The 23,709-nt window shown below is 67.8% G+C and carries 24 protein-coding genes; 14 read left to right on the plus strand and 10 right to left on the minus strand.

Features of this window, described 5'->3' with window-relative positions:
* The first annotated feature begins 79 nt into the window (after positions 1-79).
* The 6 genes from EJO71_RS02455 (at position 80) to EJO71_RS02480 (ending at position 5,311) form a co-directional block, all read left to right on the plus strand.
* Positions 80-937: a 3',5'-nucleoside bisphosphate phosphatase gene (locus EJO71_RS02455; RefSeq protein ID WP_125946966.1), complete on the plus strand. Its 858-nt coding sequence runs from the start codon at positions 80-82 to the stop codon at positions 935-937.
* Positions 934-1,911, plus strand: a complete 978-nt coding sequence (locus EJO71_RS02460) for a DMT family transporter (RefSeq protein WP_125946965.1) — start codon at positions 934-936, stop codon at positions 1,909-1,911. The genes EJO71_RS02455 and EJO71_RS02460 overlap by 4 nt, the downstream gene beginning before the upstream one ends.
* A 19-nt stretch (positions 1,912-1,930) precedes the next feature.
* On the plus strand, positions 1,931-2,566 hold the full coding sequence (locus EJO71_RS02465) for an L-threonylcarbamoyladenylate synthase (RefSeq protein WP_125946964.1): 636 nt from the start codon (positions 1,931-1,933) through the stop codon (positions 2,564-2,566).
* Positions 2,567-2,607: 41 nt separating this feature from the next.
* Positions 2,608-3,282, plus strand: coding sequence for a site-2 protease family protein (locus tag EJO71_RS02470; protein WP_125946963.1), 675 nt, complete (start codon positions 2,608-2,610; stop codon positions 3,280-3,282).
* 18 nt (positions 3,283-3,300) lie between these two features.
* On the plus strand, positions 3,301-4,635 hold the full coding sequence (locus tag EJO71_RS02475) for a tryptophan--tRNA ligase (RefSeq protein ID WP_125946962.1): 1,335 nt from the start codon (positions 3,301-3,303) through the stop codon (positions 4,633-4,635).
* A gap of 73 nt (positions 4,636-4,708) precedes the next feature.
* On the plus strand, positions 4,709-5,311 hold the full coding sequence (locus tag EJO71_RS02480) for a response regulator transcription factor (RefSeq protein ID WP_125946961.1): 603 nt from the start codon (positions 4,709-4,711) through the stop codon (positions 5,309-5,311).
* An 89-nt stretch (positions 5,312-5,400) separates the two neighbouring features.
* On the opposite strand, the gene EJO71_RS02485 is transcribed toward EJO71_RS02480, so the two are convergent.
* Both EJO71_RS02485 and EJO71_RS02490 read right to left on the minus strand, forming a co-directional pair.
* Positions 5,401-6,552, minus strand: coding sequence for a hypothetical protein (locus EJO71_RS02485; protein WP_125946960.1), 1,152 nt, complete (start codon positions 6,550-6,552; stop codon positions 5,401-5,403).
* A gap of 199 nt (positions 6,553-6,751) precedes the next feature.
* Positions 6,752-8,143 (minus strand): HAMP domain-containing sensor histidine kinase, encoded by a 1,392-nt coding sequence (locus tag EJO71_RS02490; protein WP_240651243.1) that lies wholly within the window; start codon positions 8,141-8,143, stop codon positions 6,752-6,754.
* A gap of 123 nt (positions 8,144-8,266) precedes the next feature.
* Between EJO71_RS02490 and EJO71_RS02495 the strand changes: the two genes are divergently transcribed.
* Positions 8,267-8,668: a VOC family protein gene (locus EJO71_RS02495; RefSeq protein WP_125946958.1), complete on the plus strand. Its 402-nt coding sequence runs from the start codon at positions 8,267-8,269 to the stop codon at positions 8,666-8,668.
* A complete protein-coding gene (locus EJO71_RS02500) occupies positions 8,662-9,063 on the plus strand; it encodes a phage holin family protein (protein WP_125946957.1) in 402 nt (133 codons plus the stop codon). The genes EJO71_RS02495 and EJO71_RS02500 overlap by 7 nt, the downstream gene beginning before the upstream one ends.
* Before the next feature lie 20 nt (positions 9,064-9,083).
* On the opposite strand, the gene EJO71_RS02505 is transcribed toward EJO71_RS02500, so the two are convergent.
* Both EJO71_RS02505 and EJO71_RS02510 read right to left on the minus strand, forming a co-directional pair.
* On the minus strand, positions 9,084-10,385 hold the full coding sequence (locus tag EJO71_RS02505; RefSeq protein WP_240651242.1) for an FAD-dependent oxidoreductase: 1,302 nt from the start codon (positions 10,383-10,385) through the stop codon (positions 9,084-9,086).
* A 19-nt stretch (positions 10,386-10,404) separates the two neighbouring features.
* Positions 10,405-11,412 (minus strand): tripartite tricarboxylate transporter substrate binding protein, encoded by a 1,008-nt coding sequence (locus tag EJO71_RS02510; protein ID WP_125946955.1) that lies wholly within the window; start codon positions 11,410-11,412, stop codon positions 10,405-10,407.
* A 136-nt stretch (positions 11,413-11,548) separates the two neighbouring features.
* On the opposite strand from EJO71_RS02510, the gene EJO71_RS02515 reads away from it, so the two are divergent.
* The 4 genes from EJO71_RS02515 (at position 11,549) to EJO71_RS02525 (ending at position 14,880) form a co-directional block, all read left to right on the plus strand.
* Entirely contained in the window at positions 11,549-12,448 is a 900-nt protein-coding gene (locus EJO71_RS02515) for a LysR family transcriptional regulator (protein WP_164546723.1), read from the plus strand.
* 99 nt (positions 12,449-12,547) lie between these two features.
* Positions 12,548-13,492: an alkaline phosphatase D family protein gene (locus EJO71_RS02520; protein WP_125946953.1), complete on the plus strand. Its 945-nt coding sequence runs from the start codon at positions 12,548-12,550 to the stop codon at positions 13,490-13,492.
* Positions 13,493-13,531: 39 nt separating this feature from the next.
* Complete coding sequence (locus tag EJO71_RS34260; RefSeq protein ID WP_164546722.1) at positions 13,532-13,699, plus strand: hypothetical protein; 168 nt, start codon at positions 13,532-13,534, stop codon at positions 13,697-13,699.
* A gap of 170 nt (positions 13,700-13,869) precedes the next feature.
* On the plus strand, positions 13,870-14,880 hold the full coding sequence (locus EJO71_RS02525) for a LacI family DNA-binding transcriptional regulator (protein WP_125947412.1): 1,011 nt from the start codon (positions 13,870-13,872) through the stop codon (positions 14,878-14,880).
* A gap of 9 nt (positions 14,881-14,889) precedes the next feature.
* Here the strand turns inward: EJO71_RS02525 and EJO71_RS02530 are convergent, their stop codons facing one another.
* The gene (locus EJO71_RS02530) at positions 14,890-16,386 is read right to left on the minus strand and encodes a PLP-dependent aminotransferase family protein (RefSeq protein WP_125946952.1); all 1,497 of its coding nucleotides are present in this window, start codon (positions 16,384-16,386) and stop codon (positions 14,890-14,892) included.
* A 93-nt stretch (positions 16,387-16,479) separates the two neighbouring features.
* On the opposite strand from EJO71_RS02530, the gene EJO71_RS02535 reads away from it, so the two are divergent.
* On the plus strand, positions 16,480-17,391 hold the full coding sequence (locus tag EJO71_RS02535) for a DMT family transporter (RefSeq protein ID WP_125946951.1): 912 nt from the start codon (positions 16,480-16,482) through the stop codon (positions 17,389-17,391).
* 31 nt (positions 17,392-17,422) lie between these two features.
* Here EJO71_RS02535 and EJO71_RS02540 read toward each other — a convergent pair whose 3' ends face one another.
* The gene (locus tag EJO71_RS02540) at positions 17,423-18,061 is read right to left on the minus strand and encodes a class I SAM-dependent methyltransferase (RefSeq protein ID WP_125947411.1); all 639 of its coding nucleotides are present in this window, start codon (positions 18,059-18,061) and stop codon (positions 17,423-17,425) included.
* Between the two features lie 66 nt (positions 18,062-18,127).
* On the opposite strand from EJO71_RS02540, the gene EJO71_RS02545 reads away from it, so the two are divergent.
* Positions 18,128-19,129 (plus strand): phosphotransferase, encoded by a 1,002-nt coding sequence (locus EJO71_RS02545; protein ID WP_125946950.1) that lies wholly within the window; start codon positions 18,128-18,130, stop codon positions 19,127-19,129.
* A gap of 10 nt (positions 19,130-19,139) precedes the next feature.
* On the opposite strand, the gene EJO71_RS02550 is transcribed toward EJO71_RS02545, so the two are convergent.
* The 4 genes from EJO71_RS02550 to EJO71_RS02565 form a co-directional block, all read right to left on the minus strand.
* The gene (locus EJO71_RS02550) at positions 19,140-20,204 is read right to left on the minus strand and encodes a porin (RefSeq protein WP_125946949.1); all 1,065 of its coding nucleotides are present in this window, start codon (positions 20,202-20,204) and stop codon (positions 19,140-19,142) included.
* 144 nt (positions 20,205-20,348) lie between these two features.
* Positions 20,349-21,317 carry a tripartite tricarboxylate transporter substrate binding protein gene (locus tag EJO71_RS02555; RefSeq protein ID WP_125946948.1) on the minus strand — a complete coding sequence of 323 codons (969 nt, stop codon included), beginning with the start codon at positions 21,315-21,317 and terminating at the stop codon, positions 20,349-20,351.
* Between the two features lie 91 nt (positions 21,318-21,408).
* Positions 21,409-22,599 carry a DUF5624 domain-containing protein gene (locus tag EJO71_RS02560; protein WP_125946947.1) on the minus strand — a complete coding sequence of 397 codons (1,191 nt, stop codon included), beginning with the start codon at positions 22,597-22,599 and terminating at the stop codon, positions 21,409-21,411.
* A complete protein-coding gene (locus EJO71_RS02565) occupies positions 22,596-23,708 on the minus strand; it encodes a hypothetical protein (protein ID WP_206168981.1) in 1,113 nt (370 codons plus the stop codon). The genes EJO71_RS02560 and EJO71_RS02565 overlap by 4 nt, the downstream gene beginning before the upstream one ends.
* Position 23,709 lies beyond the last annotated feature (1 nt).

The following is a 23,709-nucleotide window of genomic DNA, read 5'->3' on the forward strand; positions in this document are numbered from 1 at the left end:
GTAATGCTATTTATTTAGTAGCGTTTCGCGCAGCATCCATGGGGCCGCAACGGTGTTCCAGACCCCATAGAATGCGGGGGTGTCCTCCATTCTCAATGCCGATCTCCACTGCCACTCCGTGGTCTCCGACGGCACGCTGACGCCCGAAGAACTGGCCGTGCGCGCGGCCGCCAACGGCGTCGAACTCTGGGCCCTCACCGACCACGACGAGATCGGCGGGCAGCACCGCGCCGCCGCCGCTGCCCGCGCCAACGGCATGCGCTATCTCACCGGCACCGAGATCTCGGTGACCTTCGCCGGCGAAACGGTGCACATCGTCGGACTGGGCTTCGACGCCGACGACGCAGCCATCTCGCAGGGCCTCTACGACACGCGCGGCGGCCGCGGCAAGCGCGCACAGGAAATGTCCGAGGGGCTGGCCAAGGTCGGCATCCACGGCGCGTACGAAGGTGCGCTCAGGTTCGTCGGCAACCCCGAACTCATCTCGCGCACGCACTTCGCGCGCTTCCTCGTCGAGCAGGGCCACTGCCGCGACACGCCCGAGGTGTTCCGCAAGTTCCTCACCGAAGGCAAGCCCGGCTACGTGCCGCACCGCTGGGCCACGCTGAAGGACGCGGTGCACTGGATCACGGCTGCCAAGGGCATGGCCGTGATCGCGCACCCGGGCCGCTACAAGTTCACGGCCAACGAGGAGTACGCGCTGTTCCTCGAGTTCAAGGCGCATGGCGGCCAGGCGATCGAGGTCGTCACCGGCAGCCACACGCCTGCAGAGTTCGTCGAGTACGCCGACAAGGCGCTCGAGTTCGATTTCGCCGCCTCGCGCGGCAGCGATTTCCACAGCCCCGACGAGAGCCACTGCGATCTCGGCAAGCTGCCGCCGTTGCCCGGCGCGCTCACTCCCGTGTGGGAGCTGCTCGGCGACCGCATCCAGCAGTGAGCCAGAACCCCGGGACCGGCCCCGAGAGCGCGGCGACCGTTGCGCTGGCGAGCGCACGCGCGGCACAGCAGCGCAGCCTCGCCAAGGAGTCGGAACGCATCCTCGCCGGCATCGGCCTCGTGATCCTGGCCGTGGCCTGCTTCGCGACGCTCGACACCGCCACCAAGTACTCCACCCTCGGCGTGCCGATTCTCATGGGCGTGTGGTTCCGCTATGCCTTCCAGGCGGTGGCGACCACGCTGGTGCTGCTGCCGCTGCATGGCACCGCGCTGCTGCGCACGCAGCATCCGCGCTACCAGGCGCTGCGCGGGGCGCTGCTGCTGGCGTCGAGCATCTTCGCCTTCCTGAGCCTGCGCTACATGCCGCTGGCCGAGTTCACGTCGATCGTGCTGATCGCGCCTCTGGTGATCACGCTGCTGGCGGCCACCACGCTCAAGGAACACGTGTCGCCGCTGCGCTGGTCGCTGGTGGCGGGCGGCTTCGTCGGCACGCTGGTGATCCTGCGGCCGGGCGGCGGGGCGTTCAGCTGGGCCATCCTGCTGCCGCTGGGGCTGGTGCTGAGCAACGCCTGGTTCCAGGTGCTCACAAGCAAGCTGGCGCAGACCGAGAAGCCGCTGACGATGCACTTCTACACCGGCTGGGTGGGCACCCTGCTCGTCTCGCTGGTGGTTCCCTTCGTGTGGGCCTCGCTGCCCTCGTGGGAATGGTGGGCGCTGCTGTGCCTCATGGGCTTCATGGGCACGGTGGGGCACTTCATGCTGATCCTGGCCTACCAGCGCGCGCCGGCGTCCACGCTCACGCCATATCTGTATGCGCAGATCGCGTTCGCCATGCTCGGCGGCTGGCTGGTCTTTTCCCACGTGCCCGACCGTGTCTCGCTCATCGGCATGGCGATGATCGCGGTCTGCGGCGCGGCCGGTGCCTGGCTCGCGGTGCGCGAGCGCCGCGTGCCGATCGAACCCGCCGAATCCTGACCCGGAACTCTTCTTCATCATGGCCCAGTATTTCGAAGTCCATCCAGAGAACCCGCAGCAGCGCCTGCTGAAGCAGGCCGTCACGCTGCTGGAGCGCGGCGACATCGTGGCCGTGCCCACCGACTCCAGCTACGCGCTGGCCTGCCACCTCGACGACAAGGACGCGGTCGACCAGTTGCGCCGCATCCGCCAGGTCGACGAGAAGCACCATCTCACGCTGCTGTGCCGCGACCTGAGCGAACTGGCCAACTACGCGCGCGTCGACAACAAGCAATACCGCCTGCTGAAGGCGGCCACGCCCGGCCCCTACACCTTCCTGCTCGAAGCCACCAAGGAGGTGCCGCGCCGCGTGAGCCATCCGCAGCGCAAGACCATCGGCCTGCGCGTGCCCGACCACAAGGTGCTGCTGGAGCTGCTGTCGCTGCACGGCGCGCCGCTGCTGGCCACCACGCTGATCGCGCCCGGCGAAACCGAAGCGCTGAACGACGCGCAGACCATCCGCGAGCGCTTCGAGAAGCAGATCGCCGCGGTCATCGATGCCGGCGCCTGCCCTTCGCAGCCCACCACCGTGGTCGACCTCACGCCCATGGGCACGGGCGACGACCCCGTCGTGGTGCGCCAGGGGCGCGGCGCGCTGGCCGTGCTGGGCCTCTGAAATCGGGGCTGAGAACCACTCCCGTCTGACACAATCGCCCAGTGGATATTTCCAATCTCATACAGACCGTACTGATCTACGCGTTGCCCGTGATCTTCGCGATCACGGTGCACGAGGCAGCGCATGGCTACGTGGCGCGCCACTTCGGCGACAACACGGCCGCGGTCATGGGACGCGTCACGCTCAACCCCATGAAGCACATCGACCCCATCGGGACCATCCTGATGCCGCTGATGCTGTACTTCGCGACCTCGGGTGCATTCCTGTTCGGCTATGCCAAGCCGGTGCCGGTCAACTTCGGGCGGCTGCGCCATCCGAAGCGCGACATGGTCTGGGTGGCGCTGGCCGGGCCGGTCTCCAATTTCATCCAGGCAATCCTGTGGGCGCTGTTGCTGGTGGTGCTGGTCGCGGCAGGCTTCGACAGCAAGAACTTTTTCATTCAGATGGCGCAGGGCGGCATCCTGGTCAACCTCGTGATGTGGGCCTTCAACCTGTTCCCGCTGCCCCCGCTCGACGGTGGCCGCGTGCTGGCCGGTCTTCTTCCCAGCGGCCAGGCCCAGATGTTCCTGGCGCGCATCGAGCCATACGGCTTTTTCATCGTGATGGGCCTCGTCATCGCGGGCGTCGTCAGCACATACTGGCTGCGACCGCTCATGGACGTGGGCTACTTCGTCATCAACCTGCTGATCACCCCGCTCAAGGCACTGCTGCTTTAAGTAATTCTTCGTCGTTCCATGGCTTCGTCTTCCCAAGCTCCCCTGCGCGTCCTGACCGGCATCACGCCCTCGGGCACGCCGCACCTCGGCAACTACGTCGGCTCGATCCGCCATTCGGTGCGGCAAAGCGTCGCCCCCGGTGTGCAGAGCTTCTTCTTCCTGGCCGACTACCACGCGCTCATCAAGGTGCAGGAGCCGGCACTGATCCAGCGCTCCACCCTCGAGATCGCCGCCAGCTGGCTGGCCTGCGGCCTCGACCCCGAGCGCGTCACCTTCTACCGCCAGTCGGACATCGTCGAGATCCCCGAGCTGACCTGGTTCCTCACCTGCGTCACCGGCAAGGGCGTGCTCAACCGCGCGCACGCCTACAAGGCGCAGCTCGACAAGAACGTGGCCAAGGGAGAAGAACCCGACGCCGACGTGACGGCCGGCCTCTTCATGTACCCGGTGCTCATGGGCGCCGACATCCTGATGTTCAACGCCCACAAGGTGCCCGTGGGCCGCGACCAGGTGCAGCACATCGAGATGGCGCGCGACATGGCGCAGCGCTTCAACCACCTGTACGGCGATCACTTCACGCTGCCCGAGGCCGAGATCGACGACGCCGTGGCCACCCTGCCCGGCCTCGACGGCCGCAAGATGAGCAAGAGCTACGGCAACACGATCCCGCTGTTCGCGCCGCGCGCGCAGCTGCACAAGCAGATCTCCAGCATCGTGACCGACTCGCGCGCTCCCGGCGAGCCCAAGGACACCGAGGGCTCGGCGCTCTTCCAGATCTACCAGGCCTTTGCCAGCGCCGAGGAAACCGAGTCGCTGCGCAAGGCGTATGCCGACGGCATCGGCTGGGGCGAGGCCAAGCAGCTGCTGTTCGAGCGCATCGACCTCGAGGTGGCGCCGCTGCGCGCGCGCTACGAGGCGCTCATGAACGACCCGGCGCAGATCGAACGCACGCTGCTCATCGGCGCCGAGAAGGCGCAGGCCCTGTCGAAGCCCTTCATGGCCAGCCTGCGCCACGCGGTCGGCCTGCGCAATCTCGCGGCCGGCAAGGACAAGGGCGCCGCCAAGGCGGCCAAGGTCGCGAAGCCCAGTTTCAAGCAGTACCGCGAGAAGGCGGACGGGCTTTTCTATTTCAAGCTGTTGGATGCACGCGGCGAAACCCTGCTGCAAAGCCGTGGATTCGCGTCGCCGCAGGAAGCGGGCCGTACCATCGCAATCCTGCAGGCGCAGCGCGGCGAAGCATTGGCCACGCTGGCCGACCAGCTGGAACCCATCGGTACAGAAAGAATACGCGCCGTCGAAGAGGCGCTTGAGGCACTGACGGAAACGACACCCGGCACAACCAGCGGGAGTTGATCCGGCAACGCCCATCGGCTATCCGCCGGTGAGCATGACGAGAGAAGACGGTGCGATCACAAAGGAAGAAAACATGAGCATTTATGTCATCGATGACCACCCCCTGATGCGCGACGCGATCGTGATGGTCTTGCGGCGATTGCGCCCGGCCGAGAACATCGTCGAGCTCGAGCGCCTCGACAAGCTCGCAGGCTCCGTGCAGCAGCGTGGTGCACCCACGCTCTTCTGCCTGGACCTGAAGCTCCCGGACACCAACGGCGTGTCGGGCGTGATCGCGGTCAAGCAGGTCTATCCGAACGTGCCGATCGCCGTCTATTCGGCGGCACCATCCGCCGACATGGAAGACGCCTGCATCGAAGCCGGTGCTGACACCTACATCGAGAAGTCGGCCAGCTCCAACGAGCTGGCGGCGGCCCTGCGCGGCCTGCTGATGGCCGGCTCGGAAGACGAAGCCGACGAGCTGCCGGCCGCCAACAGCGGCAAGCTCTCGAAGCGCCAGACGCAGCTGATCGCCATGCTCGACAAGGGCATGAGCAACCGCGACATCGCCACCGACCTGGAGATCAGCGAGCACACGGTGAAGGTTCACCTGTGGCGACTGTTCCGCAGGCTAGGGGTGAAGAGCCGGACGCAGGCGCTGCATTACGCGCGCACGAACGGCTTGCTGTCGGGCTGAGAAAAGGCCAACTGCTTCGGCAACGCCAGCCCAAGAAAAGAACCGCGCCTGATGCGCGGTTCTTTTTTGCCTTCAAGCGCGCAGCGCCATCAATTGGGCTTTCTCTTGTAGGCCACCTGATGAGACACGCTCACGTCGTAGCGCGCCTGATCTCCAGCGAACTCTGGATAAGCTGAGGGATTGAGTTCGACAGCGACGTCTTCGGAAAAGTCCGCGCTGAACTTCTTCGTGTACACATTGAATTTCGTGGTCAGCACCGAGGCGGTGTACGCCGACACGTCGATCTTCACAGTGGTTTCGACGACAGCCTCCCAGCCTTGAGGCGCATTCCTCGGAGCCACGGCTCCAGCGATACGGTACGTGGCCTTGGGGCCCGGGCCGCCCGATGGAGCGTTCATCCTGTACCCGGGAACCACATAGTCGAGCGAGGTTCCGCCGGCCTTTCCGATGGATGTGCGGGCCAGCCCTGCAATGTTGGCCGCGACCTCGTAGCTCATGCTGATCGGCGTGGCGGGCAAGTCCGCGGGAAATGCGCCGGCCGCGACGGTGCTGTGTTCTCCCAATGGGCCGGGGAACAACCCCGGACCGGTCACCGACAGAAAGCCTGTGCTTCGGTATTGATACTGGAAATCGGGAGGAAGGCCCAGGCCCGAATTGCAGTTCGAGGCATTCAACCCTGCAGTCCAGAAATCGGCAAGGTGGCTGTCGAGCCGGTACGCATCGCACACCTGCAGACTGGCGAGCTTGGGTGAATCCGGTGCCGCAGTCGTCTCGACAAGCGCGAACTTCAGCACCGGCCCCGTAGACGCAGGCACCACCGCCGTGATAGTCAAATCCACCGGCACGCTGTCTCGCTCCCCATCGTTCACGATCAGGCGAACGATGTAGTCACCCGCGACATCCAGCAGAAAGAATGGTTTCACACTGCCCGAATCCGAGAGCGCCGCCCGGCTCGTGGCAGGCTTGGACCTCATTTCCCAACGGTATGTCTTGGTCTTGCCGCTCGCCACGGCGCTCGTGATGCCATCGAGGGTGAAAACCTGGCCCAGCGTCCCGCTGGAAGGCGCCGTAATCACCGCAACCGGATCGCCTGCCGCTGGCGCTGGTGATGGCGCCGGGGCCGGAGCTGGTACCGGAAACAAGAGGCCGCCTCCCGATGAACCACCGCCTTCGCCTCCGCATGCGCTCAGCAACACGAGCGCAGCACTGCTCGCCAAGACGTGCTTGACTTGTCTCTTCATATCTATTTGATCCCCCCACCCGAATAGAAATAATTCTCCAGCTCACAGAATCGTGGTTCTGGAGGCATCGCGAGATGCGACGGGGATCGTAGGCGACGTTACCGAAAGTATCCAAAGCTCCCCTATGCCGTCGGGGGTCGTCGGAACTCGAGAGCGCAGAGTACGCGGAAATGTGCAGGCAGGCAGGCCCGCGACCAGCTCAACCGCCGGAGGCCGTCACCCGTGCCTGCGCCACAGCCTCGTCCGCATCGTGCAGCGCCACGCGGAACACGCTCCCGCTGCCCAGCCGCGAGCGCACGCTCACCGGGTGCCCCAGCACGTGCGACAGCCGCGCGACGATGGCCAGGCCGAGGCCGAAGCCGTCTGAGGTGCCGGCATGGTCCGCCACCTTGTAGAACTCCAGGAACACGTCGCGCAGATGCTCGGGCGCGATGCCGATGCCGGTGTCCCACACCTCCACGCGCAGGCCGTCGCGCGTCTGCCGTGCGGCCAGCAGCACGCCACCTTCGGTCGTGTACTTGATCGCGTTGGCAAGCAGGTTGCCGATCATGCGGCGCACGCGGATGGGGTCGGTCAGGAACGAGCCCTCGCATGTGTGCACTCGGAAATCCAGGCCGCGGCTCTCGGCCACGGGGCGGTATTGCAACTCCAGGTCGTGCAGCAGCTCGGGCACGTCGACCCGCTCGACGTGCAGGCGCACCTGGCCCGAATCGATGCGGGCCAGATCGAACATCGAGTCGAACAACGCATTCACCGCGTGCGTGGCGCGCACGATCTTCGGCGCGAGCTCCAGCACCAGCTCGGGCTCGTTGCGAAGCCAGTCGGCGTACAGCGAAAGCGCCAGCACCGGCTGGCGCATGTCGTGCGCGGCGCTGGCCAGGAAGCGGTTCTTCATGGCCACGGCCGACACCGCCGCCTGCCGCTGCTGGGTCAGCGACTTGATCAGGATGTGGTTGTGGAACAGCAGCTCCAGGCTGTTGCGCGCCGTCTCGTGGATGTGCCGCCCGGCCCTCAGCAGCAGGAACCAGTGCAGGATCGGCAGGATGGGCATCAGGTAGCCGTACTGGAACTGCGGATGCTGCAGCGTGATGGACACCAGCCGCAGCAACACCGCAGCCAGCATCGTGATGAACAGCGTGTTGACGTAGCGCTTGAGCAGCGGCGGATGCAGCGCCAGCCCGTTGAGCGGAAAAGTGCCCACGCCGGCCACGATGAGCCAGCTCATGAACTGGTTGACCTGCGGCGTACGCTCGAAGAACAGCAGTACCGACAGCCCCCACACCACCGCGCTGGTGCTCCAGACGAAGCCGTAGCGCTCGGTGAACTGCTGCTGCGCCGCCGCGCTGCGCCCGGCATAGCGGATCGCATAGACCCGCGCGCCCCAGGCGCGGCAGGCGGTTGCGATCAGGCCGGCCATGAGCCAGATGAGCAGTTCCCAGTGCGGCACGTAGGCCCAGTTCAGGCCGACCATGGCAGGCATCAGCGCGGCCGAAACGAAATACGAGCCCTTCGCCGAGCGCATCAGGCTGCGGATGAGCTCGCCGCGTACCCACGATTCGGCTTCGTCGGCCGAAGCCGGGGCGGGGGTCATGCTGGCGATCGACGCATTGGCCATAAGCCGGCGATCTTAACGGCCAGTCCGCCAGTGTTTCTTGGGGTAACAATCGAGAATCAGGTCAACAATTGATGTGGTAACCAGGAAGAATTAAGTCGCATGCTGTCCCACGTCTACATCGGTGCGAACGACTTCGAACGCGCCTTCTCCTTCTATTCGGCGCTCATGGGCGAACTCGGCCTGAAGCTGAGGTTCCGCGACGACGGGAAGCCATGGGCCGGCTGGCAAAGCCCGGACACACCCCGCCCGCTCTTCCTGGTGGGTACCCCGTACGACGAACAGGCCGCCTCCCCCGGCAACGGCCAGATGGTGGCGCTGATGGCCGCCGACCGCGCCACGGTGGACCGCGTCCATGCCATCGCGCTGGCGCAGGGCGGCACCTGCGAAGGCCCGCCCGGCCTCAGGCCGCACTATCACGCCGACTACTATGGCGCCTACTTTCGCGACCCTGACGGCAACAAGCTCTGCGTCTGCTGCCACACACCATCGACTCCATGCTGAACAACCTGACTCCATTCCTCGTCCACTGGGCCATCACCGGCATCTCGCTGTGGGTCGCGAGCCATCTCTTTCGCGGGCTCAAGTTCGACAGCACCGGCGCGCTGATCGTCTCCGCCCTGCTGCTGGGCCTGGCCAACGCGATCGTCAAGCCCTTGCTGATCGTGCTCACGCTGCCGCTGACGCTGGTGACCTTCGGGCTCTTCCTGCTGGTCATCAACGCGCTGATGATCCTGCTGGTGGCCGCGCTGGTGAAGGGCTTCAGGGTGTCGGGCTTCTGGACCGCGCTGTTCGCGAGCATCTTCATCTCGTTGCTGAGCATCGTCATCGGCTCGCTGGTCACGGGCAGCGACCCCGCCGAGAAGGTGCAGATGCCGCAGAGCGGCAACTGGCTCTGAGCACCTGAAAGCTTGCACGCCTAGGCCAGCACCGCGCCGCCGCGCAGCAGTGCCTCGCGCAGCGCCGGCACCGCAACCGCGCGTACCTGCGCGCCCATGCCCTCGCCGGCCGCCTTCGCGGCCATGGCCGCGGCGATGCCGGCCGCATGCCCCACCGCCATCGAGATCGTCATGACCCGGATGGCTGCCAGCGCCTCGTGGCTGGCAGAGATGCCGCGCCCCACGCCCAGCGCGTTGTCGAGCGCGCCCGGAATCAGGCTGCGGTAAGGGATCTGGTAGGCATGGTCGTCGTCCATCGGCACGTAGTGCAGCGAGCCGCCCTGTGCCGGGTGGATGTCGATCGGGTAGGCGCCCGCCGCGATGGCATCGGCGAACTGCACCGGCTCCAGCAGTTCGGCAGCCGTGAGCACATGGTCGCCCTCCACCCGCCGCGTCTCGCGCACGCCCACCTGCGTGCCGAAGGCGCGCAGCCGGCCGTTTGCGCAACCGGGCACCGAGGCCGAGAGGAAGGCCGACGCCTTCCAGGCCTGCCGCCGCCCTTCGATCTCGGCGCCGCCGAGCGCCATGGGATCGGTGGCGTCGATGGCCAGGCGGCTGATGTTGAACCAGGCATCGTCCGAATGCGGAACCCGGCTGGAGTGCAGCGCGGCCCGCGCAAGCCCGCCCTGCGCATAACCCCTGGCTGCCAGTTCGGCCAGCTCCGTCTTCGACAACGCGCCAAAGCGCCCGAAGTCGATGGGGCCAAAGCGGAACATCATCGTGGCGGGCTGCAGCGCCTCGCCGCCGCCGAGTTCGAGAAAGCGCGCGCCCGCCTGCTTCAGCGCATCCATGTCGCCCGAGGCATCGACCAGCACGCCCGGTCGCACGGCCAGCACGCCGCCCTTGGTGAGCACGCGCAGGCCGGCGACGCGCCGTCCTTCGCATTGCACGTCGAGCAGGCTGGCATGCAGCAGCGGCCGCACGCCGGCCTCGGCCACCATGTCGTCGAGCACCAGCTTGAGCACCTCGGGCTCGTACTCGACGCGGTCCATGTGGTGCCCGGTGGACATCACGAAGCGGTCGTGCTCACGGGCTCCGCCGTAGCGCCGCAGCCGCTCGACCACCTCGTCGGCAAGACCCGCCACCACCTTGCGACCATTGCCGGTCTGCCAGCTGTTGAACTGCGCCACCGCGCCGGCCGTCGCATTGCCGCCCAGGAAGCCGTAGCGCTCGACCAGCACCACCGAGGCGCCCTGCCGTGCCGCCGCCACCGCGGCCATGGTGCCCGCGACGCCGCCGCCGCACACCACCACGTCGGCTTCGACGGCGTGGCTCGTTCCCATATCCGTGCTCATGTGCATGCTAGTTCTCGACCTGGATGCCGCGGCTCTTCACCACCTGCCCCCAGCGGCTGCCTTCGGCTTTCAGGTATTGCGCGGTGGCCTCACGGTCGCGGACGAAGGTCTCGAGGCTCAAGGCGTCGAAGCGCTTCTTCACCACGTCGGACTGCAGCGCCGCTGCGAGCAGCTTCTCGAGCCGCGCCAGCCCTTCGGCCGGAATGGTGCCTTTGGGCGCCACCAGCGTGGCCCAGCCCTCCACCTCCAGGCTCTGCAGCTTCAGGCTGCGCAGGGTCGGCACGTTCGCCAGCTCGGCCACCGGTTGGGCCGACGACACCGCCAGCGCGCGCAGCCGGCCAGAGCGGATGTGCACGATCACGCTCGGCAGGTTCAGGAAGCCCATCGACACCAGCCCCGAGATCAGGTCGGGCATCAGCGCGCTTTCGCCCTTGTAGGGCACGCTGACCAGCGAGGTGCCGGTTTCCTGCGCGAACAGCTCGGCCGTCAGGTGCGCCAGCGTGCCGGTGCCGCTGTTGCCCGCGCTGAGCTTGCCGGGCTGGACCTTGGCCTGCGCCACGAGGTCCGCCACGTTCTTCGACTTCGACTCGGCCGGCACCACCAGCACCAGCGGCTGCTGCGAGACCATGCCGATGGCGTCGAAGTCGCGCGCCACGTCGTACGTCAGTTTGGGGTTGAGCGAGGGGTTGATCACCATGCTGTTGCTGCCCATCAGCAGCGTGTGGCCGTCGCGGCTCTGCAGCGCCGCCATCACGCCGATGGCGCTGCCCGCGCCCGGCTTGTTCTCGACGATCACCGGCTGCCCCAGCTGCGGCGCCAGCACCTCGGCCAGCACGCGTGCCGAGCCATCGGCCCCACCGCCCGGTGCGAAGGGCACGATGATGCGCACCGGCTTCGCGGGCCATGCTTCGGTGGCATGCGCGCGGTGGCCGACGGCCATGGCGAGCGCCGCGAGCGAGAAAGTGGAAATCGCATGCCTGCGTGTGATGCCGCGCGTGGCGGTCGCTGAAGTCATATGTCTCGTTGCCTCTTTGGTTGTTCTGGAGAGGGAAACCCGATCCTAGGAAGCACCCGCCCGCCGGGCAAATACCAACATGTCGCAATCCCATAACATCGCGTTATCGAACAACGCCGTTTCTCCGGGCCAAGTCATGAACCTCCGACAGATCGAAGTCTTCCGCGCCGTGATGCTGGCGGGCTCCGTCACCGACGCTGCGCGCTCGCTGCACGTGTCGCAGCCGGGCATCAGCCGCATGCTCTCGCACATCGAGCTGCAGCTGGGGCTGCGCCTCTTCGAGCGCCGCAAGGGCAGGCTGCTGGCCACCCCCGAGGCGCAGGCGCTGTTCGCCGAGGTCGAGCAGGTGTACCGGGGCGTGGCGCGCATCGACGACTGCGCGCAGTCGCTGAAGAACGGCAGCATGCTCACGCTGCGCGTCCTGTGCAGCCCGGGCACCGGGCTCGACATGGTGCCGCGCGCGCTCACCGCGCTGGGCGAGGAGTTTCCCGACGCGCGCCTCTACTTCGAGGTTCTGCTCGCAAAGGAGATGGTCAAGCGCCTCGCTGCGCACGAGGCCGACGTGGCCATCTCGACGCTGCCCATCGACGACCCGCTGCTCACCGCGCGCCCCATCGGCCAATGGACGCTGGCCGGCGTGTTCCCCCGCGGCCATGCGCTGGAGGCGCGGCGCACGCTGGCCCCGGCGGACATCCTGAAGGAACGCATGATCTCCTTCAGCCCCGACACCCCGCAGGGCCGCATCATTGCCGACTGGTGCGTGCAGCATCGCTGCCAGCCCGACGCGCGAATCGAGGTGCGCGCCGGCCAGAGCGCCTGCGCCATGGCGGCGGCGGGCGCGGGCGTGGCCATCGTCGACGACCTCACCGCGCGTGGCTGCATGACCGACAGGCTGAGCTTCAGGCCGATCCGCAACGCGCCCTCCTTCGACATCTTCGCCGTGACCAACCACAACTTCGCGGCCTCGCTGCTGTCGGGCCGTTTCGTCGCGCACGCCGGGGCGGCGCTGCGGCAACTGAAAAAAGAGCGCGCCTGAGCAGGCAGCGCCATCCCATGTTCTACGGAGGGACAGCGCACGGCGGCTGCCTATGATCCGCCTCACCCGGCATACAGACCGGTGAACGAGGAGTCCCCCATGAAGATCGCCTTCACGTCGTGCATGAACTTCAAGCCCGGCCCCGACGGCTACCAGCACGTCTGGAACCGCATCGCGCAGGAGCAGCCCGACTACCTCTTCCTGCTGGGCGACCAGATCTACATGGACTTCTTTCCCAACCTGGGCGAGCCGTCGAAGTGGGATACGGCCAAGTTCGCCGACGTGATGCAGGGCAAGTACGAAGCACAGTGGAGCGTGCCGAACTTCAAGGCGCTGCGAGACGCGCTGCGCCAGCGGCAGGACAACGGCGGCGGCGTGTACGGCACCTGGGACGACCACGATTTCGCCTGGAACAACGCGCACGGCTCGGACGTCAAGCCGCCTGTGAAGCAGGCGAGCCGCAATCTCTTCACCAGGTACATGCAGATCGCGCAGCTGAACAACCCCGCGCACCTCGACCCCGCCACGGACGGCATCTACTACTCGATACCGCTGATGCACCAGCAGCAGCGCATCGGCAGGGCGATCTTCCTCGACACCCGCTGGTACAGCACGAACCCGGGCGACGCGAGCCCGCTGCTGGGGCAGAAGCAGCTCGACTACCTCAAGCAGGAACTGGCCGCCGAGCAAGGCTACATAGTGATCTGCGCAGGCACCCCGATCCGCGCGACCGGCAACGGCTGGATGCGCTACCGCGACGACTACGCGAAGTTCCGCGCGATCATCCAGAACCGCAACGTGATCTTCCTGACGGGCGACATCCACGAGAACGCGTTCCTGCCGCCGGCCGGCGAGACGAAGATGTTCGAGATCGTCTCCTCGGGCGCCTTCGTCACCAAGTACTACCTCACCGGCGAGCGCGAGAACTTCGGCATCCTCGAATACACGCCGGCGAGCACCGACATCAAGCTGTTCGACAGGCACGGACTCGAGCTGCACAACGTCATCGACAACACCACCTTCATGCACCGGGAGATCCGGTGAAAGCATCCGGCATCTTCCTGCGGATCCTGGCGACCGACGGTGACGAACGCAGCCGAACTCGGTGCGCTCGAGCAGGAACTGCTGGCCAACCCCGACGGCATCAGCCTCGAAGACCTCGACAAACGTGCACAGGCAAAGCGCCCCGGCGATTTCTACTACCGCAGCGGTGATCAGGTGCGCATGAAGAGCGTTCTCGCCACCGAGTGACCGGCGGGCCCTGCCTGCCCCGGACGGAGCTCCCGGCGTATTCTCGGCAGCCATGGGTTTGCGACGATGCTCCGTCGCATATCCTTGGACTGCTTTCCCGAGAAAGAAGCCCCTTGCCCCCGACCAAAGCCTCTGCCACACCGGTTCCGCCCCTCACCCGCCCCGCGACCATGGCCGACGTGGCCGCGCGCGTCGGCGTGTCGAAGATGACGGTGTCGCGCGCGCTCAACCGCGACGGGCGCAGCGACCGCGTGACCTCCGAGGCGCTGCGCCAGCGCATCCTGCAGGCCTGCGAGGAAATGGGCTATGTCATCGACCAGACGGCGCGCACCTTCTCCAGCAAGCGCTCGGGCTTCATCGCGGTGCTGATCCCCTCGCTCAACAACTCCAACTTCTCCGAAACCGCGCAGGGCATCACCGCCGCCGTCGAAGCGCGCGGCCTGCAACTGCTGCTGGGCTATACCGACTACCGCGTGGAAACCGAGGAGCGCCTGCTGCGCGCCATGCTCGCGCGCCGGCCCGAAGGCGTGATCCTCACCGGCGGCTCGCACACGCCGGCCGCGCGCGCGATGCTGCAGGCCGCCGGCGTGCCGGTGATCGAGACCTGGGACCTGCCGGCCACACCCGTCGAGCACACGGTCGGCTTCTCGAATGCGGAGGCGGCAGGCGCGATGGTTCGGCACCTGCATGGCAAGGGCTACCGGCGCATCGCCTTCATCGGCGGTACCTCCAACCGCGACACGCGCGGCGCGGACAGGCAGCGCGGCTACGCGGAGGCGATCCGCGAACTGGGCCTGCCCGATGGCCGCGTGATCAGCTTCGGCCAGCCGCCGATCTCGATGGCGCAGGGTGGCGAGGCCGTGGCGCAGTTGATTCGCCAGTGGCCCGACGTGGACGCGGTGCTCTGCGTGTCCGACCTCTCGGCCTTCGGCGCGCTGATGGAATGCCAGCGCCGCGGCTGGGACGTGCCGGGCCGCATCGCGATCGCGGGCTTCGGCGACTTCGAGGTGGCACGCGCCTGCCATCCGCGCATCACTACCGTGGCGGTGGATTGCGTGGGCATCGGCAAGGCGGCGGGCGAACTGTTGCTGCGCGTGATCGACGGCACGCGCGAGGGACATCGGCCGCCCGCCGAGACGGTGCTGATCCCGTTCCGCATCGAGCAGCGCGAGAGTTCATAGGCTCCTGCTTCAGGACGGCCGGCTCGCGGCCGCGCGCGACACCTGGTCGATGACCCGGCCCATGTGCCGCACGAGTTCGTCGGCCCGTTCCGGCGGCATTCCCGCGTAGCCGAGCACGAAGCCGTTGTAGAGCGCGCCGGCCGTGCCCGGAAGACAGAACGGGCCCAGCGGCCGCAAACCCAGCCCCTGCTTCCGCGCCGCCTGGCTCACGTCCACGTCGGAGACCGGCGCTTCGAGCCGCGCCGACAGGTGCATGCCGCCCGCGCCGCCCGAGACGGTGACCACACCCCGCAGGTGCCGCTGCAGCGCCGCCTGCAATGCCTCGCGCCGCCGGGCATAGAGCTGCCGCATGCGGCGCAGGTGCAGCGTGAACTGGCCGTTGCCGATGAAGTCCGCCAGCGCCGCCTGGTCCGCGAGCCGGCCGCGCATGCCGGTGGCGCCGATCGCGCCCAGCAGGGCCGGGACCACCGGCGCCGGCACCACCGTGAAGCCCAGGCGCAGCGCGGGGAACATCGTCTTGCTGAAGGTGCCGACATAGATCGCCGGTGCATGCGCGTCCAGCCCCTGCACCGCCGAGAGCGGAACCCTGTCGCTGCGGAATTCGCTGTCGTAGTCGTCCTCGACCAGCCACGCACCGGCCTCGCGCGCCTGCCGTACCAGCGCCAGCCGCCGCTCCAGGCTCATCATGGCGCCCAGCGGGTACTGGTGCGAAGGCGTGATGTAGATCAGCTTCGGAGGCGTGGCGCGCCAGTCTTCGGCACCGGGCGCAAGGCCTTCGGCATCGACCGCGATGGGAACCAGCCGCAGGTCGGCCGCCTGCAGGGCCGCGCGGGCACCCGGGTAGCCGGGGTTCTCGATCCACGCCGTGTCGCCCGCGTCGGCCAGCGTGCGGGCGCACAGCTCCAGGGCGCCCTGCGATCCGTTGGTGATGAAGACCTGCTCCGCCTCGCACCGCACGCCGCGCGACACGCGCAGGTATTGCGCGATCGCCTGCCGCAGCGGCAGATGGCCCTGCACGGGCGCGTAGTTCAGCTGCCGCGCGTCGATGCTGCGCCAGGCGCGCTCCATGCAGCGCCGCCACGCGGCCAGCGGAAACTCGTCCAGCGCCGGCACGCCGGGCCACAGGGGCAGCGCGCGGTCGGCTTCATCCGGTCCGCCGTGGGGGATGGAGGCGCGGCGCGACAGGGGCAGCGCCTCGGGCGCATGCGCCGCGTCGTGCCCGGCTGACGCATCGCGCGCCAGCCCGAGGCTCGCGACGACGGTGCCATGGCGCGTGCCGACGAGGAAGCCTTCCGCGCCCAGGTGCTCGTAGGCATAGAGCACGGAGTTGCGGGCCATGCCCAGCTCCACGGACAGGGTCCGCGTGGACGGAAGCCGCGCTCCCTCGGCGATCTTTCCGCCGAGGATCGCCCAGCGCAGGCATGCGTACAGCCGGTGCTGCCGGGTTGCGGGGCCCTGCGGCCCCTCTTCGCGCGCGAATGCGGCGAGCAGGGCGCCGTAGTCCATGTTGGTGGCTCCATCGATAAGGGCTGATCTGGGTCTACACATGATGCCACGCCAAACCTAAGGTCAAGGGTCGACTTCCTCCTCCACCTACGAATGAGCACATCCGCCACGGCCTTCGCATCGACACCCTCACCGCGCGCCGCCCCCTGGCTGCTGGGCCTCGTGGCGGTGGTCTGGGGCATCAACTGGCCGGTCGGCAAGGCCATGCTCGCCCACCTTCCGCCGGTGTGGGCCGTGACGCTTCGCACCGGCGTGGGCGCGCTCGCGGTCCTGCTGCTGTGCCTGCTCACGCGACGGCTGGTGCTGCCCAGGCGCGCGGACATCCCCGTCATCCTGAGCGTCGGCGTGCTGCACATGACCGCGTTCTCCGTGCTGTGCAGCATCGGCCTGCAGCACGTCACTGCCGGTCGCTCCGTGGTGCTGGCCTACACCACGCCGCTGTGGGTGGTGCCGGGCGCATGGCTGCTGCTGGGCGAGGCCCCCACGCGCTGGCGGCTGGTGGGCGCGGGCATCGGCCTCGCGGGGCTGATGCTGATCTTCAACCCGCTGAACTTCGACTGGCACGACCGCCGCGCGGTGGCGGGCAACGCCGCGGTGCTGCTGGCCGCGCTGTGCTGGGCAGGCAGCATCCTCTACGTGCGCGCGCACAAGTGGGTCACACCGCCCTTCGAGCTCGTGTTCTGGCATGCACTGCTCGCCAGCTGCCTGCTGCTGCCGATGGCCTTCGCGCTTGAAGGCGTTCCGCGCATCGAATGGAGCCCGGCGCTGGTTTCGCAGTTGCTCTACGGCGGCGTGTTCGGCATCGCGCTGGCCTCGTGGGCCATGACCACGATCAACCGCGCACTGCCCGCGACGACGACTTCGCTGGGGCTGCTGGGCGTGCCGGTGATCGGCATCGTCTGCTCCGCCGTGTCGCTGGGGGAACGCATCGGCTTGGCGCTGGTGGGAGCGCTCGCGCTCATCCTCGGCGGCATCGCGCTGGGGATGGTGCGCGGGAAGGGTTGAGCAGGCGAAGGCGAACCGGCCTACCGCTTCTTCACCACCTCTTGCGCGCCACGACGTAAGGGCGGTTTTCCTTGCCCTTCGTCGCGTGGTCTTCGACGGCAAGAATCTCGAAGCCCGCGGCATCCATTTGCTGCCTCAGTTCCGCCTCCCGGAAGGCGCTCGCGTACGGAGCTGCACCGATGGCGCGCATCGCGGGCAGCAGGAAGCGGATCAGCGGATTCATATCTCCGACACAAGGCGTCTTCGAGACGAACAGGCCTTCCGCCGCAAGCAGACCGTGAATGCAGCGCAGCGTGCCAGGCAGGTCGCGCACGAGGTGGAGATAGTTGAATCCCAGCACGACGTCGAACCGCGCGGCTTCCTGCGCGAGCGCTTCCGCCGTTGCGATGCGGAAGGCAAGCGAGGGCACGAGGCTGGCCGCGAGCTTCTCGTCGGCGATCGCGATCATGCCGGCGGAAATGTCCGTCGCGAGGCAGCTCCCCGCATCGGCCGCGAGCCGCAGCGCTGTCGTGCCCGTTCCGCATCCCAGCTCGAGCACCCTCGAATCCGGCCGCAGCAGCGCGCGGGTGCGCTCCAGCGTGCGTTCGTAGCCGGCCGGATCCCCGACCGCGCTCTTCGCGTACCTGCGTGAAGTCCGGTCCCAGAACCTGGCGTCGCTCGCTGTGTCCATGATGGAAAGATCATCGCATTCGCCTCCGGGCGGCATAATCGCGCCCCTTTTGTCCTGGGGGTTTCGATGGAACTGGAGATCGCGCAATCCACGCCAACCGCCGCCGGCATCGCGAAGTTCGTGCAGGCCCGCTACGACCTGGGCGAAGTGATCGAGAGCGAGTTCCTGCGGCGCAGCTTCAACCAGGTCTACAGGCTCGGCTTTGCCGACGGGCGCCGCGTGGTGGCGCGGCTCTCGGCCGAACGGCCGCGAGGCGATCCCAATGTGCTGTTCGAAGCGGCCGCGCTGGAGCACCTGGCCCGCGCCGGATGCCGCGTATCGCGCTGCCTGCCAGCCGCGAACGGCGAGGTCGCGGTGCAGGTACCCCTGCCGGAAGGTTCGCGAGCGCTGATGTTGTTCGAGCACCTCGACGGCGAGTTCACCGGCGACTCGGCCGAAGACATCCGGGCCTTCGCGCAAGGCCTGGCCACCCTGCACGTCGCGGGCGAGACCTACGAAGGCCCCGGCAGTGCCTACTCCCTCGACCTCGACTACCTCCTTCTACGACCGCTGCAGGGCCTGCTGCGTGCCCCGACCATGACCGCCGAGCTGCGCCCGCAATTCGAGCAACTGGGTGAGCGCCTGCATGCCGACATCTCGGCCCTGGGCGCGCTGAGGCAGGTGCTGTGCCACGGTGATGCCCACGGCGGCAACAACTTCATCGTGCGCAATGCCCAGGAGCAGTGCGAGGCCGTGTTCTTCGATTTCGATGAAACAGGCCCTGGCTACCTTGCCTACGAACTTGCTGTCTATCCGTGGCTTCTGCATCCACGCACGACCGATGGCGTGCTGAGCGACAAGGCGAAGACTCAGTGGAAGCACTTCATCTCGGCCTATCGCGAGGCAAGACCCGTCGCAGGCAACGATCTGGCCGCCGTCCCGCGTTTCATGGCGGTCCGGCAGTTCTGGATGCTGGGGGAGAACGCCGGACGCGTTCCTGTGTGGGGCTCGCAGGCAATGCCTACGAGCGGCCTCCGTCGGCAGCTGACCATGCTCCGCGCCTGGGAGAAGCTGGAACTGCCTCTGTGACCGGCGCCTGTCAGAAGTTGTGCGAGATGCCGAACTGCAGGCCCCTCGACCCCGCCCCCGGCACGCCGGCCGGCGACGAATCGCTGACGACATAAGCTGCGTTGCCCCGGTTGCGGATGTACGAGTAGGTGCCGTACAGCGCGGTGCGCTTGCTCAGGTAGTGCACGTAGCCGACGGCGTACTGCGTCGCGTCGTCGCCGTCGAGCCCCGGCCCCGAGCGGTTGGAGCGCGCCACCGAAGCCTTGATCACGCCCGGCCCCACCGGCACGCTCACGCCCAGCAGCGCGTTGACCTGCTTGTCGGTGTCGGCCTTCTGACGGTAGTAGTTGGCGTAGAGCTTCGCCACACCGAAATCGTAGGTGCCGCCGATGCTGGCCACGCGGTAGTCGGTGGTGCCGACCGGCGTGACGCCGTAGGCCGCCGCCACGTCGATGGTGCCGTTGGCCCAGCCCACCCGCGCACCGCGGTAGCGCGAACCCTCCTGGCCTTCGGGCAGCGCGTACATCGCCTGTCCATAGAAGCCGCCGAGGCCCTTGGGCAGGAAATAGCCCACCGAGTTGTCGGCCCGCGCCAGCGTGCGCGCGCCGCCGAGTCCGAAGGGCCAGCCCTCGACGATGTTGGCCGAGCCGCCGACACCCACAGTGCCGAAGGGCGAGAACTGCGAGATGTTCCAGAAGGTGGGCGTGTAGTCGCGCCCGAGCCGAAGCTCACCGTAGCTGTTGTGCGACAGGCTCAGCGTCGAGCGCCGGTGGAAGCCGGTGCCCTGGATCTCGCCGGTGTCGGGCAGCAGCGCCATCTCCAGCCAGAAGCTCGCGGCCAGTCCGCCGCCCAGGTCTTCGGTGCCACGGAATCCGAGACGGCTCGGGAAGATGTTGCCGCCCTGGTCGAGCGACTTGACCGAAGCTCCGCCGCTCTTCGACCAGGTGACGTTCATGTCCAGCGTGCCGAATATCTGCACGCTGGATTGCGCCGTGGCACTCGCGCCGGCCGCGAGGCAGATCGCGCCGGTGAAGGCATGCGGCAGCAAGCCGCGGCGGGCGATGGTGGTTGGGGGTTTGGTGGTCCTGATCCTCATGCTTGTCTCCTGGTTGTAGAAATCGTTGTAGTTCTGGCGCGTGCGCCGACGCACGGCGCTTGCGCTGCAAGCACCGTGGCGTGGGAATTCCGGAACGGGAAAGAAGGTGGCGCGGTGCGTGGCCGCGCCCCGGGGCATCGCCCGTCAGTCGATGCGGATGTTCTTGGCCTTGATCAGCCGGCTCATGGCCTGGGCTTCGCGGTCGACAACGGCGGCCGCCTCGGCGGGCGTGCTGCCGATGGGATCGAGGCCCGCGTCACTGAGGAGCCTGCCCATCTCCGGCGAATGCGTGATGGCGACGATCTCCTTGTTGAGCCTGTCGACGATGGCCTGCGGCGTCTTCGCCGGCACCCAGAAGCCCAGCCAGGTGAACACCTCGACGCCCGGATAGCTCTCGGAGAGCGTGGGCACGTTGGGCATGGCCGCGCTGCGCTTGCTGCCCGTGTACGCCAGTGCCTTCACGCGCCCCGACTTGATGTTGGGCAGCGCCGAGACAGGCGGCTCGAAGCCCAGCTGCACCTGGCCGGCCATGAGGTCCGGCGCGGCGCTCTGCTTGTAGGGCACGTGCAGCAGCTCGATGCCGGCGGCCTCCTGGAACAGCTCGAATCCGAGGTGCGAAGTGGTGCCCGAGCCGTACGAAGCGAACGAGATCTTGCCCGGCTCCTTCTTGGCCAGCGCGACCAGCTCGGGAATGTTCTTCACCGGCACCGCCGCGTTGGCCAGGATGAACGATCCGCCCTTGAGCGCCTGCGTGACCGGCACCAGGTCGTTCTTCGCGTCGTAAGGCATCTTCGAGAGCAGGAACGGCGTCATGGTGAACGGGTTGCTCGTCGAGAACAGGATGGTGTAGCCGTCGGGCGCGGCCTTGGCGACCGCGTCTGTACCGATGGAAGCCAGCGCGCCCGGCCTGTTCTCCACCACCACCGGCGTCTGCAGCGCGCGGCTGAGCCGGTCCGCGTAGGCGCGGGCGAAGATGTCCGAGCCCACACCCACGGGCGTGGGCGTGATGATCTTGATGGGCCGCGAGGGCCAGGGCGAGCCCTGCCCCCAGGCGGGTGCGAACGCGCTGGCCGAGACCAGCACGGCGAGCAGCGAGCGAGCGATTCTTTTCATGGTTTGTCTCCTGTATCTCTTCTGTGTCTCTTGTCCGCGCGCCGCATTCGGCGCGCGGCGGGCGGTCTTCTTCCGCAGGCGCCGGCGGCGCTCAGGGCAGCGGCGGGTAGGCCGTGCCGTCCAGGCCGGGCACCGGCACCCGCGTGGGGTCGTTGCCGTGCGCCTGCAGCTGTTCGACGGCGTAGTCGGTGACGCAGCCCGACAGCAGCTGGCGCGGGTCTTCCAGCACCACGCGCAGGCGCGTGTTCAGCGCGCGCCAGTCGTCCGGGCCGGCGATGGCCGGCATCTCTGCCACCGTTCGCGTGTCCGCGTGGAGCACGGGGCGGACGGTGGAGGAAGGCTCGTAGCGCGGATAGCCGTCGTACATCAGCGTGCCGAGTTCGCTCACCGCGCGCGTGTGGGCCCACAGCTGGCGCATCGAGGTCTCGAACGCGCGCATGGCCGTCAAATCCGATGCCGCACCGGCCGGGAACTCGGCGGCGTGGGGTGCGATGAAGAGCCGGTCGAGCGAGAGCGTGTGGCGCGAGGCGCCGAGGATCATGGCGGCCACCGAATTGGTGGTCCACGTCACGCCGGCGGTCGGCCTGCCCTGGCGCCCGATCACCAGCGCCATCGCGCGCGACCAGTCGATGACATGGCGGTCGAGCCAGCCGATCACGCGGTGACTGATGTCCATGCCGACCAGGAAGAAGGTGGCGATCATCACCGCGTTCATGGGAACCGTGGCACCGACGGCGGAGCCCGTGCCTTCCAGGTAGTGCTCGCGCATGTCCGCGGGCGTGAAGAGCTCGGGCCGCTCCAGCACGCGTTCGAGGTAGCGCTCCGTCAGCACGCACGAGTAACGGACCAGTTCAGCGATCTTCTGCTCGCGCCCGCGGTAGGCCGGCACCGCGATCCGGTCGCGCCACAGCGCCGCCGAGTTGGCCTCTCGCGCCACGCGCGTGGCCGCGACCAGCCGTTCGGCTTCCTTGCGCCACAGCGGTCCGTCGGGGTCGACCAGCCGCATCTTGAGGATCGACGCCACCGCCGGCCCGTGGTGCGAGATGCCCGCAAGCTCCTTGAAGCCGCGCGTGGAGAGGCGAAAGCCCTCGACCTCGGGGTCGCGGCCGTTGCCGGGGAACAGCACGATGTCCGCGCTGGTGGCCACGATGAGCGGATCACCCGCCGTCGCTGCGCCGGTCAACGCGGCGAGGTTCGCGCCGATGCCTTGCGGCCCGCCCGTGTAGGTTTCGAAGAGCCGCAGCAGCTCAGGGCTCTGATGCGAGGCGGCTGAATGATTCATGCTGACTCCTTGTCGGCGGTGAAGTCGAGGCGGTAGACACGGCTCGGCGTGCGGAACCGCACCTCGCCGCTGAGGCTGTTGGTCACGACCAGGTAGCGCCGGCCCTCCGCCTCGAAAAATGATGCGTCGGTGCCGCCGGAAGTCGGGAACTCGGCGACCGGCTCCATGCGGCCCTTCGTCATGCGCAGGATGCTCGACTGCAGCCGCGGAATCGGCGCCTCGCGCGTGCCGTGCAGGAAGTTGACCTGCACCAGCCGGCCGCCATCCGACGTCTCGATCCAGTCGAACTCGCGGCCGCCCGGTCCGCTGAGCACCTGGTGCTGCACGAAGCGGCCGTCGCTCCAGCGGTAGAGCACGGTGTCGTCGTGCAGACAAGCGAAGGCAAGCCAGGTGGAAGCTTCGGTCTCGAAGAAGCGGAAAGCCCGCCCGCTCTTGCCTTCCAGCTCCTGGAAGGGCTCGAAGGTGTTGCCGTTCCAGCGCAGCAGCTGCGAAGGCACGGCGTGGTCAGCATAGGCCAGCAGCTTCTGGCCATCGACCTCGAAGAATGCCCAGTTGTAGCCCCAGCCCGAGCGCACCGTCTGCAGCTTCTCGAAGCGCTCTCCGTTCCATTCGTAGATGCACGATTCGGCGCCCGGCGCGAGCGGCGTGTCGCCATGGGTCACGCCCTGCGCGAGCGCGAGGAAATGGCGCTGGCCGATCTCGAAATGGATCCACTGCTTGGCGGCCGATGTGGGGATGCGCTGGAAGACATCAAAGCGGCCGTCCACCAGCTCGAAGATCGTCGAGTGGGTGTCGAGCGCGTACGGGCCCGAGCCGGTGCGCAGGCTGGCGGCGGCGAGGAAGGCGCGTTCGCCGATGCGGAAGAACTCGGCGTCCTCGCCGCCCGGCACGGGAAGCCGCGCGTGCTCGACGAAGCGGCCGTCTTCCCAGCGGTAGACGAGCGCTTCCACGTCGCTGTTGCCCAGCGTCATCTGCGCGGGCTGCCCCGCGATGTCTTCGGCGAGCTGCGGCACCACGAGATAGCGCGTGCCGGCGTGTTCGAAGACCTCCGCGGCGCGCGCGCCGGAGGTGTCCAGTTCCTGGATGCAGTCCATGGTGGTGTCGGCCATC

Origin of the sequence: Variovorax sp. 679 (assembly GCF_003952185.1) — a bacterium.
Lineage (GTDB): Bacteria > Pseudomonadota > Gammaproteobacteria > Burkholderiales > Burkholderiaceae_C > Variovorax.

Coding starts and splice junctions, on each gene's coding strand:
- EJO71_RS02505 (WP_240651242.1), bottom strand. CDS start 10,385: ATGGGAACGAGCCACGCCGTCGAAGCCGACGTGGTGGTGTGCGGCGGC.
- EJO71_RS02540 (WP_125947411.1), bottom strand. CDS start 18,061: ATGGACACAGCGAGCGACGCCAGGTTCTGGGACCGGACTTCACGCAGG.
- EJO71_RS02515 (WP_164546723.1), top strand. CDS start 11,549: ATGAACCTCCGACAGATCGAAGTCTTCCGCGCCGTGATGCTGGCGGGC.
- EJO71_RS02550 (WP_125946949.1), bottom strand. CDS start 20,204: ATGAGGATCAGGACCACCAAACCCCCAACCACCATCGCCCGCCGCGGC.
- EJO71_RS02555 (WP_125946948.1), bottom strand. CDS start 21,317: ATGAAAAGAATCGCTCGCTCGCTGCTCGCCGTGCTGGTCTCGGCCAGC.
- EJO71_RS02500 (WP_125946957.1), top strand. CDS start 8,662: ATGCTGAACAACCTGACTCCATTCCTCGTCCACTGGGCCATCACCGGC.
- EJO71_RS02565 (WP_206168981.1), bottom strand. CDS start 23,708: ATGGCCGACACCACCATGGACTGCATCCAGGAACTGGACACCTCCGGC.
- EJO71_RS02465 (WP_125946964.1), top strand. CDS start 1,931: ATGGCCCAGTATTTCGAAGTCCATCCAGAGAACCCGCAGCAGCGCCTG.
- EJO71_RS02490 (WP_240651243.1), bottom strand. CDS start 8,143: ATGACCCCCGCCCCGGCTTCGGCCGACGAAGCCGAATCGTGGGTACGC.
- EJO71_RS02480 (WP_125946961.1), top strand. CDS start 4,709: ATGAGCATTTATGTCATCGATGACCACCCCCTGATGCGCGACGCGATC.
- EJO71_RS02535 (WP_125946951.1), top strand. CDS start 16,480: ATGAGCACATCCGCCACGGCCTTCGCATCGACACCCTCACCGCGCGCC.
- EJO71_RS02495 (WP_125946958.1), top strand. CDS start 8,267: ATGCTGTCCCACGTCTACATCGGTGCGAACGACTTCGAACGCGCCTTC.
- EJO71_RS02485 (WP_125946960.1), bottom strand. CDS start 6,552: ATGAAGAGACAAGTCAAGCACGTCTTGGCGAGCAGTGCTGCGCTCGTG.
- EJO71_RS02530 (WP_125946952.1), bottom strand. CDS start 16,386: ATGGACTACGGCGCCCTGCTCGCCGCATTCGCGCGCGAAGAGGGGCCG.
- EJO71_RS02545 (WP_125946950.1), top strand. CDS start 18,128: ATGGAACTGGAGATCGCGCAATCCACGCCAACCGCCGCCGGCATCGCG.
- EJO71_RS02525 (WP_125947412.1), top strand. CDS start 13,870: ATGGCCGACGTGGCCGCGCGCGTCGGCGTGTCGAAGATGACGGTGTCG.
- EJO71_RS02510 (WP_125946955.1), bottom strand. CDS start 11,412: ATGACTTCAGCGACCGCCACGCGCGGCATCACACGCAGGCATGCGATT.
- EJO71_RS02520 (WP_125946953.1), top strand. CDS start 12,548: ATGAAGATCGCCTTCACGTCGTGCATGAACTTCAAGCCCGGCCCCGAC.
- EJO71_RS02475 (WP_125946962.1), top strand. CDS start 3,301: ATGGCTTCGTCTTCCCAAGCTCCCCTGCGCGTCCTGACCGGCATCACG.
- EJO71_RS02560 (WP_125946947.1), bottom strand. CDS start 22,599: ATGAATCATTCAGCCGCCTCGCATCAGAGCCCTGAGCTGCTGCGGCTC.